At 62.6% G+C, this 12,822-nt stretch carries 10 protein-coding genes; 2 read left to right on the top strand and 8 right to left on the bottom strand.

All coding sequences use genetic code 11. The annotated features are described in order from the left end of the window. Nucleotides 1–143 precede the first annotated feature (143 nt). From ACFSOZ_RS25610 to ACFSOZ_RS25645, 8 genes are all read right to left on the bottom strand, one after another. On the bottom strand, nt 144–2,468 hold the full coding sequence (locus ACFSOZ_RS25610) for a Tex family protein (RefSeq protein ID WP_379102459.1): 2,325 nt from the start codon (nt 2,466–2,468) through the stop codon (nt 144–146). A 128-nt stretch (nt 2,469–2,596) separates the two neighbouring features. Next, a complete protein-coding gene (locus tag ACFSOZ_RS25615; protein WP_379102461.1) occupies nt 2,597–3,778 on the bottom strand; it encodes a serine hydrolase domain-containing protein in 1,182 nt (393 codons plus the stop codon). 33 nt (nt 3,779–3,811) lie between these two features. Further along, nucleotides 3,812–5,008, bottom strand: coding sequence for a serine hydrolase domain-containing protein (locus tag ACFSOZ_RS25620; protein WP_379102462.1), 1,197 nt, complete (start codon nt 5,006–5,008; stop codon nt 3,812–3,814). A 68-nt stretch (nt 5,009–5,076) separates the two neighbouring features. Continuing rightward, nucleotides 5,077–6,111, bottom strand: coding sequence for an extracellular solute-binding protein (locus tag ACFSOZ_RS25625; RefSeq protein ID WP_379102464.1), 1,035 nt, complete (start codon nt 6,109–6,111; stop codon nt 5,077–5,079). A 24-nt stretch (nt 6,112–6,135) separates the two neighbouring features. Beyond that, nucleotides 6,136–6,936 (bottom strand): ABC transporter permease, encoded by an 801-nt coding sequence (locus ACFSOZ_RS25630; RefSeq protein WP_379102465.1) that lies wholly within the window; start codon nt 6,934–6,936, stop codon nt 6,136–6,138. Further along, complete coding sequence (locus tag ACFSOZ_RS25635) at nt 6,929–7,849, bottom strand: ABC transporter permease (protein ID WP_379102467.1); 921 nt, start codon at nt 7,847–7,849, stop codon at nt 6,929–6,931. Before ACFSOZ_RS25635 ends, ACFSOZ_RS25630 begins: the two co-directional genes overlap by 8 nt. Nucleotides 7,850–7,851: 2 nt before the next feature. Continuing rightward, complete coding sequence (locus tag ACFSOZ_RS25640) at nt 7,852–8,952, bottom strand: ABC transporter ATP-binding protein (RefSeq protein ID WP_379102469.1); 1,101 nt, start codon at nt 8,950–8,952, stop codon at nt 7,852–7,854. Between the two features lie 140 nt (nt 8,953–9,092). Continuing rightward, nucleotides 9,093–10,772 (bottom strand): amidohydrolase, encoded by a 1,680-nt coding sequence (locus tag ACFSOZ_RS25645; RefSeq protein ID WP_379102471.1) that lies wholly within the window; start codon nt 10,770–10,772, stop codon nt 9,093–9,095. 258 nt (nt 10,773–11,030) lie between these two features. Between ACFSOZ_RS25645 and ACFSOZ_RS25650 the strand changes: the two genes are divergently transcribed. Further along, a complete protein-coding gene (locus ACFSOZ_RS25650) occupies nt 11,031–11,684 on the top strand; it encodes a TetR/AcrR family transcriptional regulator (protein WP_379102473.1) in 654 nt (217 codons plus the stop codon). A gap of 23 nt (nt 11,685–11,707) precedes the next feature. Beyond that, nucleotides 11,708–12,739, top strand: coding sequence for a histone deacetylase family protein (locus ACFSOZ_RS25655; protein WP_379102475.1), 1,032 nt, complete (start codon nt 11,708–11,710; stop codon nt 12,737–12,739). Nucleotides 12,740–12,822 lie beyond the last annotated feature (83 nt).

Consider the following 12,822-nt stretch of genomic DNA (forward strand, 5'->3'; position numbering starts at 1 on the left):
ACCTTCCAACGCGAAGTAGACTTAGCAGCTTGGGAACCGCTTCCCAAGCCATCTCGGTGAGCCCCAGTCTATGGGTTCACGGCCTAGCTCTTTGTACTGAATGTCATTGGACAGGGACGTGCTTAGGGTCTGTCGCAGAGCAACTACTTCCGCTTCAGCGCATCGGCCAGTGCCGCGCCGAACGCGCCTTGCTGCGCCGGCCGTTCCGGCTGGCGCTGCGGCGCTGGCGAACGCGGCGTTGGCTTGCCACCCGTGGTGTCACGTGGCCCGCCTCTCGATGCACTTCCCTCGCCGCCATCCCTGCGCATCGACAGCGCGATGCGCTTGCGCTTGATGTCGACATCGACGACGCGCACCTTGACGACATCGCCCGCCTTGACCACCTCATGCGCGTCCTTGATGAAACGGTCGGCCAGTTGCGAGACATGCACCAGCCCGTCCTGGTGCACGCCGATATCGACGAAGGCGCCGAAGGCGGCGACATTGGTAACGGTGCCTTCCAGCAGCATGCCGGGCTTCAAATCCTTGATGTCGTCGATGCCGTCGGCGAAGGTCGCGGTCTTGAAACCGGGGCGCGGATCGCGGCCGGGCTTTTCCAACTCCGCCAGAATGTCGCGCACCGTCGGCAAGCCGAAACGCTCATCGACGAAGACACGCGGATCGAGTGCCTTGAGCACGGCACTGTCGCCCATCAGCGCGCGCACGTCGCGGCCGCAGGCGGCGACGATCTTCTTGGCCACGCCATAGGCTTCCGGATGCACCGACGAGGCGTCGAGCGGCTCGCTGCCATTGGCAATGCGCAGGAAGCCGGCGGATTGTTCGAAGGCGCGAGGTCCAAGGCGGGAGACTTTGAGCAGGTCCTTTCGGCTGGCGAAAGGCCCGGTCGCATCGCGATGCGCGACGATGGCGTCGGCCAGCGATGCGCCAAGGCCCGAAACGCGGGCCAGCAACGGCGCCGAGGCGGTGTTGAGATCGACACCAACGGCGTTGACCGCATCCTCGACCACCGCTTCCAGCGAGCGGCCAAGCCGGTACTGGTCGACATCGTGCTGGTACTGGCCGACGCCGATCGACTTCGGCTCGATCTTGACCAGTTCGGCCAGCGGATCCTGCAGCCGTCGGGCGATCGACACAGCACCTCGCAGCGACACGTCAAGGCCGGGGAATTCCGCCGCCGCCGTCGCTGAAGCCGAATAGACCGAGGCGCCGGCCTCGCTGACGATCACCTTCAGCGGCTTCGGCCCACCTTCCGCCGGCATGTCGGACAGCATGTCCGCGACCAGCTTTTCGGTTTCACGGCTGCCGGTGCCGTTGCCGATCGAGATCAGCTCGACCTTGTGCAGGCGAATGAGTTTGGCCAGCTCCGCCTGCGTGCCGCGCACGTCGTTCCTGGGCGGAAACGGATAGACCGTCGTCGTCGTCAGCACCTTGCCGGTGCCGTCTACCACTGCCACCTTGACGCCGGTGCGGATGCCGGGGTCGAGCCCCATGGTGGCGCGCGAGCCGGCCGGCGCGGCCAGCAGCAAATCCTTCAAATTGCGGGCGAAGACGTGGATCGCTTCCTCTTCCGCCCGTTCGCGCAGATCTCGCATCAGGTCGAGCGTCAGGTGCAGCGACAGTTTGATGCGCCAGGTCCAGCCCGCCACCTCCATCAGCCAGCGGTCACCCGGCAGGCTGCCGCCGATGGCATAGGCATTGGCGATCATCCGCTCGACCGGCTTCACCGGCGACGTGTCGTCGGCATCGACCTCGATGTCGAGCGACAGCACTTCCTCGTTGCGGCCGCGCAGCATGGCCAGCGCGCGATGGCTCGGCACATTTGCCCAGCGCTCGACATGATCGAAATAATCGGAGAATTTCGCGCCGGCCTCCTGCTTGCCGTCGACCACCTTGGCGCGCATGAAGGCGCGTTCCTTCATGTAGGTGCGCAATTTGCCGACCAGGTCGGCATTCTCGGCGAACTGTTCCGACAGGATGTCGCGTGCGCCTTCGAGTGCTGCCTTGGCGTCGGCCACCTCTTCGCTGACATAGGCCAGAGCCAATTCGGCCGGGACCAGCGACCGGTTGGCAAGGATGGCCTCGGCCAGCGGCCCCAGCCCGCGCTCCCTGGCGATCTCGGCCTTGGTGCGCCGCTTCGGCTTGTAGGGCAGATAGATATCTTCCAGTTCGGCCTTGGTGGTGGCTGCGGCGATCTTGCCTTCAAGCTCCTCGGTCAGCTTGCCCTGCTCACGGATGGAGCCAAGAATGGTGTCGCGACGCGCATCGAGCTCGCGCAGATAGACAAGACGCTCCGAAAGCAGCCGCAGCTGCGTATCGTCCAGCCCGCCGGTCACCTCCTTGCGGTAGCGCGCCACGAACGGCACCGTCGCGCCCTCGTCGAGCAGTTCGATCGCCGCCGCGGCCTGTTCGGGCCGGGCGGTGATCTCGGCCGCGATGATGGCGGCAATGCGCTTGATGTCGGATGCCATGTCGTTCCTGCTCTCGTCGAAAAGAGCGGCGACCATAGGCGCAGACGCTCAGTCCGCCAACCGCCGCGTTTTCATCGGCCCGGCGGGTCCACAGGAAAGCGTGCGCTAATTTGGCGACTCAGCGATGATCACACCATCCGGCTCAGTGCCTCGAAGAAGGCGACGATCTCGATATCGAGCGGGTCGTGGACCGGCTCCGGCTGCGACGACATCTTGGCGATCACCACTTCGGTCCTGGGATCGACATAGAGCCATTGGCCGTGGATGCCGATGCCGCAATAGGCGCCGTTTTCGGCACCGGTCTGGTACCATTTGTTGCGATAGCGGCCCTTGGGGAACAGCGGCAGCATCGCGCCGCGTTTCCAGGCATCCGTGCTGCCGCCGGTGCTGGTGGTGTCGCGCACCCAAGCCTCCGGCACGATGCGCCGGCCATTGGCCGTGCCGCCTTGCCGCATCATCTCGCCGACGCGCGCCAGGTCGCGCGGCGTCACCGAAATGCCGCCTGCGGTGCGCGCCGTGCCCTCCATGTCGACGCCAATCGAGGCCTCGCTGACGGCGCCAAGCGGCAGCCACAGTTTCTCGCGCATCAGGTCGGAAAACCGCTGACCGGAAGCGCGCTCGAGCAGGATGCCGAGCAGGTCGGAATTGGGTGAGCGGTAGCGAAAGGTCTGGCCATGCGGCTCGGCAAGCCGCTGCAAGGTCAGGATGAAGTCGCGCAGGCTTTCGGTGCCACCGCCCGGGTTCCACAGCGTGGCGCGGCGATAGCGGGCAAAGGCGCTTTCCGGATCGAGATAGGCCTCCTCGAAATCGAGGCTGACGCTCATGTCGAGCACGTGCCGCACGCTGGCATCGCCATAGGCCGAACCGGCCGCTTCCGGGATGTAGGCCGTCACAGGCGCTTCCGGGTCGAACATCCCCTCGCCTTCCAGTATGCCGGCGACAATCGCGGTGACCGACTTGCTGATCGAAAAGATGATGTGGCGGGCACCGAAATCCATATGTGGTGCGAACCAGTCGCCGATGATCTTGCCGCCTTTCATCACGGTCAGCGCATCGGTGCTCGAACGTGCGAGAAATTCAGCCACTGTCTCCGGCGCGCTGGCGATCGAAACTTTGTCGCCGAGCAGGCCGCTGATATCCCGCGCCGACGCCTCGACACCACCCGGCGAGGCTGCCACGGGCGCCGTCGGCACGAGTTCGCCGAGATTCTGGAACGACCACCGGTTGAACGGGTTTTCGCGCCAGTTGGCGAGCAGCACCTCATTGCGGCGGAAGCCGTATTGGGCCTCGAACGCGGTCTTTCCGGTCATGGCATGTCCTCCCGGATCTTTTCTTTTTGAGGTTCAGGTAAGCGCGGCGGCGATGGCGTGCACGGCCTTCACCGTCGCCACCGAATAGGCGACATTGCTGAAATCCGGATAGGTCGAAAGCTTCACCACGACCATGCGGCTGTTCCAGTCGATGTGGATCATCTGTCCGAACACGCCCCGGCACATCAGCGCGCGCGAGCGCGGATCCTCGATCCAGAACTGGTTGCGATAGCTGCCCTCGGGCAGGCTGGGGTTGAAGTGCGGCCCGTGCCTGCCGTTGCGCGTCGCCTCGATCCAGTCGGCCGGCACGATGCCGCCGCCATTGTCGAGGATCAACTGACCGAAGCGGCCATAGTCGCGCAGCGTCGCGTTGAAGCCGCCATCGGCCACTGCATAGCCGGCACTGTCGACGGTGAAACAGGCGCTTTCATCGGTGCCGAGCTTTTGCCAGAGCTCTTCCGAAACCAGCTGCGGCAGACGTTTTCCGGTCACCCGCTCCATGATGAAGGCGAGCACATCGGTCTCGATCGAGCGGTATTCGAAGGCCGCGCCATGCGGACGGATCGTTTCCGTGAGGCCGAGGATCAGCTCGAACATGTGCGAGGGCCAGCGAAAGGCCGGATCGCTGCCCGGCGGTACCGGCTTCCAGCCGGTCGCGACATCGACCTGACCGATGTCGGAATAGCGGTCGGTATATTCCTCGGAAAAACGCACTCCGCTCGTCATGTCGAGCACGTGCTGGACGGTGGCGCCCGCCCAGCCGGTGACGCTCAGCTCCGGCAGATAGTCCGTCACTGGCCAGGCCGGATCGATCAGGCCGCGACCGACCAATATGCCGAACACCGAGCCGGTGACCGATTTCGCCATCGATTGCGACAAATGCAGCGACCGCTCGCCCATGCCGTTGAAATAGCGCTCATAGGCTATGTTGCCGTCCTTGAGCACCAGGAAGCCGTCCGTATAGGTCTCGTCGAGAAGGCCGGCGAGCGTCGTCTGCACCCCCGTGCTGTCCTCGACCGGCAGCCCATCGAGATCGACCTCGGCGCGGTCGAAACGGTGGCGATGGCCATTGCCGCGCCAGACCTCGGCGGTCGGCAGGAATTCTCTGATATGCTGGAACGCCCAGCGGTTCCACGGCGGCCGGTCCCAGTCGAGCTTGGGCAGCACCATGGCGGGCGGCGAGCCCTGCATGATCGGCGGCATCGGATCGGAATTGCGATAGGAATCCATGAAGCCAGGCCCCGGTGAACATGAAAACGGACCCGGCGGCGTATGCCGCCGGGTCCGTCGAAACGCAGTTATTTCTGCAGCTCGGTCCAGATCTTGGTGTAGATGTCCTGGATTTCCGGCGCACACATCTGCTGCAACTCGGCATGCGGCTTGTCGGCCTCCGGAATGACAACTTCCGGCGCGTCCTTCATGTCGGCAGGCATGTACTTGTCCGAGCCGGTGATGGCGTTGGCGTAGCGGTGGAAAGCCGAGAGACCTGCCGCGTTTTCCGGATCCATGATGAAGTTCTGGAACAGCTTGGCGTTCTCGACATTCTTGGCTTCCTTCAGAACGACCACGTTGTCGCTCCACAGGCCAAAGCCTTCTTTCGGATAGTTGTAGTGGATGGCCGGGTTGGCCAGCCGCTGGCGCAGCGCCGATCCGTTCCAGTCGCTGGTCGCCTTGAAATCGCCGGCGCCCATCTTCTCGATGGTGTTGTATTCCATCGCGATCCAGTTCGGCTTGGCCGCGACAAGCGTGTCGCGCACCTTCTTCAGCACTTCCTTGTCGGTGGTGCACTGCTGGCCGCCGACATACTTGATCGCGGCGAAGATGACGTCGTTCATTTCAGGAACGACATTGACCTTGCCCTTCAGCTCGTCGGGGGTGTTGAAGATGATGCCCCAGCTGTCGGCCGGCCCCTTGTAGGCGTCGGTGTTGACGACCACGCCGACAGTGCCCAGAGCCCACGGCACCGAATATTTGCGGCCCGGGTCGAAATCGGGATTGGCCCATTCGGGCGCGACATTCTTGAAGTTCTCCATCTTGCCCGGATCGGTCTCCAGGACGAGGCCTTCCTTGATCCAGATCGGCACGTAGGTCTGTGAAGGAACCGCGATGTCGAAACCGGTGCCGCCCTGGCGAACCTTGGCGAGTGCGGTGTCGTTGGAATCGTAGTCGGTGATGGTCACCTTGATGTTGTATTTCGCTTCGAACTTCTTGATCACGTCAGGGCTGGTGTAGTTGCCCCAATTGTAGATGTTCAGTTCGCCATCGGCGCGAGCCAGGCTCGTCGATGCGAGCAGCGCCAACCCCATGGCGGTCGCTGTTGTCTTCCAGTTCATGGTGTTAACTCCCATTTTTCAGATTCAGTCACGTTTCCTGCTGATGAAGAAGAACAACGTCACGATAGCGACCGACAAGAGCAGGAACACGGTCGATATCGCGTTTATCTCGGGTGTTATGCCGCGGCGTATCTGGCCGAGCATGTAGGTGGGCAGCGTATCCTGACCGCCCGATTTGACGAATTCCGTGATGACAACATCGTCCAGAGAGATGACGAAGGCCAGCATCAGGCCGGCCAGAATGCCGGGCCACAGCAGCGGCAGCGTGATACGCCTGAAGGTTCGCCACGGCGTCGCATAAAGGTCAGCGGCGGCACGCTCCAGCGTCAGGTCCATGTTTTCAAGCCGCGCCCGGATCGGCAGGTAGGCAAACGGAATACAGAACGCCGTGTGCGCCGCGATGAGGTAACCTAGGCCGGAATAACCGGTGAAGATCTTGATGCGCGAGAAGAAGATCAGCAGCGCCACGCCGGTGACGATCTCGGGCACCATCAGCGGCTGGTTGATCGCCGCGTATTTGAACGTCAGACCCGGATAGGGGGCCGTGCGTGTCGTGGCGAGCGCGGCCATGGTGGCAAAGATCGTGGACAGGAGTGCCGCGATGGCGCCGATCTGGAACGAGCGCAGTGTCGCATCGATGACCTGCGTGTTTTGCCATGCCGACTGGAACCATTTGAACGAGAAGCCGCCCCATTCGGAGGTCGATGTCGCGGCGTTGAAGGCGTAGAGGACCAGCACGACGATCGGCAGGTAGAGCACGATAAAGCAGGTCGCGGCGATCGCCGTGAATCCCGGCTGATGCTTGATGGAAAAGCGATTAGCCATGACGCACCCCCGACTTGCCGGCATTGCGCACATAGACCAGCAGCGCCACCATGACGATGATCATGACCGCGATCGACAACGCCGAGCCAAGTGGCCAGTTGCGGCCTTGTCCGAACTGCAATTCGATCAGGTTGGACAGCATCATGTTCTTGCCGCCGCCAAGCACGCTTGGCGTCACATAGGCGCCGAGAGCTGGAATGAAGACCAGAATGGAGCCGGCGATGACGCCGGGTTTGACCAGCGGGAAAATGATCTTCCGCAGCACCTTGAAGCGTGTCGCGTAGAGGTCATAGCCCGCCTCGACGAGGCGAAAATCGAGCTTTTCCATACTGGCGTAGATCGGCAGCACCATCAGCGGCAGGTAGACATAGGCCATGCCGATCAGGATCGCGGTATCGGTGTAGAGAATCTGGATCGGCGACGAGATGATGCCGAGCTTCAGCAGGATCGTGTTGATGATGCCTTCGTTGCGGATGATCTGCAGCACCGCGAAGGTGCGGATCAGAAGGTTGGTCCAGAACGGAATGGTGATCAGGAACAGCCAGAGATCGCGGGTCTTTTCGCTGCGCGTCGCCATGAAATAGGCGGTCGGGAAGCCAAGCGCCAAGGTGGCGATTGTCGTCACCACCGCAAGCTTGATCGAGCGCAGGAAGATGGTGACATGGGCGGCGGCAACGGAAAGCGTATCGTCGAAAATATCGCGCTCCAGAAACACCGCTATCCAGGCTTCCGGCGAGAATTGCCACTTCACGTCGCCATAGGAACCCGGCGTCAGGAACGAATAGACGAGCACGATCAGCAACGGGCCGGTCGCGGCGAGAAAAATGATCAGCAGCGCTGGCGCTGACAAAAGCCAGCGATCGCGGATATCGCGCCGCTCCGCTGCCCTGGCGACTTCCTCTGCGGTCGCCATCGTCAGTCCTTCAAGACCTGAGCGGCATCGCCGCCAATCAGGATGCCGACCTTGCCGCCCTGGACGATACCGTCGCCGGTGCCACGGCTGTTCTGACGCCGCACGATGAACGGCTCACCATCGGCAAGGCGCAGATGGAAATGCGTATCGGTACCGAGATAGACGATGTTCTCGACCATGCCCGACAGCGAAGCGCCTGAGTTGGCAGCACTCAACTGCGCATGTTCGGGGCGCACGACGATGGTAACCTTGCCCTGGGGAACCAGGCCCTCCGGCAGCGAGGCCGGGATTTCCGTGCCCGACGACAGCTTCACCGTCGCCCGGCCGGCGGACACGCTGACCACATCGGCCTTGAGGAAGTTCGACTCGCCGATGAAATCCGCGACGAAGCGTTCCGACGGCCGGTCGTAGATGTCGCGCGGCGAACCAACCTGCAGGATCTTGCCCGACGACATCACCGCGATGCGGTCCGACATCGTCAGCGCTTCTTCCTGGTCATGGGTGACGAAGATGAAGGTGATGCCGGTCTCGTGCTGCAGCCGCTTCAGTTCGATCTGCATTTCCTTGCGCAGCTTGTAGTCGAGCGCCGACAAGGGCTCATCGAGCAACAGAACTTTAGGCTGCGGCGCCAAGGCGCGAGCCAGCGCCACGCGCTGCTGCTGGCCACCGGAGATCTGGCTGGTGCGGCGCGCGCTGAGCGCCTCCATCTTCACCAGCTTCAACATCGCGTCGACGCGCGCCTTGATCTCGGCCTTCGGCTTGCCCAGCATCTCCAGGCCAAAGCCGATATTCTCGGCGACCGTCATGTGCGGGAACAGAGCATAGGACTGGAAGACGGTGTTGACCGGCCGCTTGAACGGCGGCAGCGGCGCGATGTCCTGGCCATAGAGCAGGATTTCACCGGCGGTTGGAAAGTCGAAGCCGGCAATCAGCCGCAGCAACGTCGTCTTGCCGCAACCGGACGGACCGAGCAGCGTGAAGAACTCGTTCTCGCGGATGGATACCGAGACCGTGTCGAGGGCAGCGACTTGCCCCTCTCCTGATCCGAAAATTTTGCTTACTTTGACAACTTCAATCGCATTCCGATCCGGTTTGTCCGGCACGATTACGCCTCACTGTTGACCCCGCTCTTGCTGGCGGAGTTTTCCCCTGTTTGATGTGAACACAAGGCCGGTATGTTGGCAAGCCCGGCACTGAATCACAGTTCAATTCGTAGTTTTGGCTAGCAAGCCTCATGCCATCGTCAGGCCTGATAGGTGATCTTGCCGCCACAGATCGTCGTCACCGGATGCACCTTGTGCAACGCCTCCGGCGCGGTCGCCTCGATATCGTCCGAAAGCACCACCAGATCGGCCATGTAGCCGGATTTCAACATACCCTTGCGGTGCTCGGTGAACTCGGCGTAGGCCCCCTCGACAGTATAGCCAGCGAGCGCCTCATGCAGCGAGAAGCTTTGGTCCGGGTCGCTTTTTGCCCACGGTTTGCGCAACACTGCCGCCTGAATGCCCAGGATCGGATCGATCGGCGACACCGGCCAGTCCGACGCGAAGACGACATGCGCCCCGGCATCCTTCAAGGTCCGCCAGGCATAGCTCAGAGGCCAACGGGCCGGCCCGATGCGCGACACGGTCGGCTCCAGCGGAAAATCCATGGCGCCAGGCGGATGAGGCGGCTGCATGGAAGCGACGACGCCGAGTTCGGCGAAACGCGGCACGTCGGCAGTGGTGGTGACCTCGATGTGCTCGACACGGTGGCGGCTGTCGCGCTTGCCGTTGGCTTTCTGCGCCGCTTCGTAACCGTCGAGAACCGCGCGCACGGCGCCGTCACCGATCGAATGCACGGCGATCTGCAGCCCGCGTTTGTCGACGGCGACGGCCAGATCGTTGAATTGTTGCGGCGTGAACAGCGGCTCACCGACCCAGTCCGGACGGTCGGCATAGGGCTCGACCATGACAGCCGTCCAGGAATCCAGCACGCCGTCATAGAACACCTTGACCATGCCCGACGACAGCCACTCGCTGTTGTAGCGCACGGCCATGTCGGACGCCTTGTCGAGCATGTCGAGGGTCATGAAATTCTTGTAGTGGAACGGTACCTGCACGCGGCAGGATAGCCCTTCCTCGGCTTCGATCTCGGCCAGCAGCTCAAGCTGATAGAGATTGCCGTCCATGTTCTGAATCGAGGTGATGCCGTGGCGCGCGCACCAGGCCAGCCCGCGCCGCATGATATCGCGGTCGGCGGCCCGCTCGGCCGCGGTTGGCATCGGGTCCGGCTCGCCGCCGGTCGCCAGGCCAAGCCGCACCCGGCTTTCGCCGGCAAGGTCGAGCACTGGACCGAACGCCTCGCCCTCGCGCAATTCGCCGCCAGCCAGGCCATCATCGCCCATGACGATCTCGTTGCCCGGACCAAGCGTGCGCCCATGCAGGATGCCAGCCATTTCCAGCGCCCGGGTGTTGGCCCACATTGTGTGATGGTCGGGCGCCGCCATGCAAAAGGGGCGATCGGGCAAGATGGCGTCGAGATGGTGACGTGTCACCCGCTCGCTGCCGAGCACGGTGTAGTCGACGCCCTGCCCGACCAGCATTTTCGCATCCGGTCGCGTTTGCGCGTAATCGCGTATCGCCTTTTGCAGCGCCTCGAACCCGTGAATACCCGTGAGCTGGAGGTGGGCAAGTTCAGCGCCGCCCGAAAACAGATGCATGTGGGCTTCGATGAAGCCCGGGATCACTGAACCACCCTTGGCGTCGATAACCTTCGTAGCCGGTCCCTTGAGCTCTTCGATGGAGGCGCGGCTGCCAATGGCGATGATGGCGCCGTCCTTGACGGCAACAGCCTCGGTGGCGGGATTGCCATCATCCATGGTCAGCACGCGACCGTTGATGACGATCAGATCAGCACTATGACCCGCACCCGTGACAGACATCGCGACTCCGCGCTTTTGACGACTGACTGAGACCGACAACCCTGTGCCCACGACCGGCCACTCCATTGGAGCGGCGCTATGGGACAAAAAATGATGCCAGTGCGCCGTCTTCGAAATTCCCCTTGTTATCCCAAGAGACAGCGTGGATAAAGAATGCGACTAATTATTCGCGTTTGTCAACATGCGGAATTTGGAATGTATTGTGGACAGCACCCTCCGCGTGCGTTGGGACCGGGCGGGGAACGAGGGCATCAGGCAGTGAAGCGCAGTCTCGACCGCAAGACCCGGATAGCGCTCGAACCGCGCAAGCAGCCGCGGCAACAACGATCGAGCAAGGTGGTCGACAGGATTCTCGACGCGGCGCTGATCTTGACGCGGGAGCAAGGAACCAAGACGCCGACGACGCTCGCCATTGCGCAGCGCGCGGGCCTGTCGGTCGGTTCGGTCTACCAATACTTTCCCAACAAGGAGGCCATTCTTCTGGACCTCGCCCGGCGCTGGCTGTCATCCTTTCCCGAGGTGATCGCGAAGCGCATCAAGGTCGCCCCACCCACCAACCGCGAAGAGTTTCGGCAGGAAGTGCGCAAGCTCTTCATCGACACGTCCAGGCTCTATCTCGAAAACGCCAGCCTGATGCCGGTGATCGAGGCTATTTCAGGCAACGCCGACCTCAGGCCGATCCAGAACGAATATGACGACCAGATCATCGCCCTCTACGCGACCTGGCTGCAGCATGTGAACCCGGCTCTTGAAGACAAGATTGCCGGCCGGCTCGGCGTGGTGATGATGGAGGTCGGGCACGTCTGCCGGCTTGTCGGGCTGAAAAGAGATCGCAAGACGTTCGACCTCATCGAGGACGATGTGGAAACCATGTGGCTCGCTCTGGTGAGCCCCTATCTCGATCTTGACTGATTTCGTACTTCGAGAGGAATTCTATGAAGACTGTCTATTCGCCGCTTCATGCTGGCCATGCTGGCCAAATGGAACTTGTCACCGCTGCCATCGTGCCGGGTTTCGAAATGCCTTCGCGGGCCGAATTCATCAGGGCGCGGGTCGAAAGCGAGAAGCTGGGTCCGATCGTCCTGCCGCTTGAACACGATCTTGCCGCCGCCAAGCGCATCCACAAGGCCGACTACATCGACTTCCTGCCGACGGTCTGGCCGCAATGGACGGAGGCCGGCTTCAAGGGCTCGGCGATGCCCTTCACCTGGCCGACGCGCGGCCTGCGCGGCGACGTGCCGCCAAAGCGTATCGACGCCCTGCTCGGCTACTATTCCTTCGATGCCGGCGCCACCTTCGTCGAAGGCACATGGGCCGCGATCAAGTCGTCCTATGACGTGGCGCTGACCGCCGCCGGCCTGGTCAAGGGCGGCGAGGCATCCGCCTTCGCGCTTTGCCGTCCGCCTGGCCATCACGCAGGTGCCGGATTCATGGGCGGCTATTGCTTCATCAACAACGCCGCCGTCGCCGCGCAATGGTTCCGCGACCAGGGCGCCAGCCGCGTCTCCATCCTCGATGTCGACTACCACCACGGCAACGGCACGCAGGAAATCTTCTATGACCGCGCCGACGTGCAGGTCCTCAATCTGCACGGCGATCCGATGGTCGAGTATCCGTTCTTCCTCGGCCATGCCGACGAGCGCGGCGCCGGCGCCGGCGAAGGCTTCAACATCAACTATCCGATGCCCTTCGGCACCGACTGGGACGCCTGGAACGCCTCGCTCGAGGATGCCTGCGCCAAGCTTACTGCTTACGCGCCGGATGTCGTCGTCGTCTCGCTCGGCGTCGACACGTTCGAGAAGGACCCGATCAGCCAGTTCAAGCTGAAGACATCAGACTATCCCAAGATCGGCCGCCGCATCGCCAGGCTCGGCCTGCCGACGCTGTTCGTCATGGAAGGCGGCTATGCCGTCGAGGAGATCGGCGTCAACGCCGTTGGCGTGCTGACCGGATTTGAAGACAGGTAGATTGCCTGTCGCCCAAAAGTGTACAGCGGTTTTGGGCCAACGACAGGCATAGGCAAAAACCAAGGACCGGGCGGCATCGCCGC

The organism is Mesorhizobium newzealandense, assembly GCF_042682145.1.
In the GTDB taxonomy this organism is placed as follows: Bacteria; Pseudomonadota; Alphaproteobacteria; order Rhizobiales; family Rhizobiaceae; genus Mesorhizobium; species Mesorhizobium newzealandense.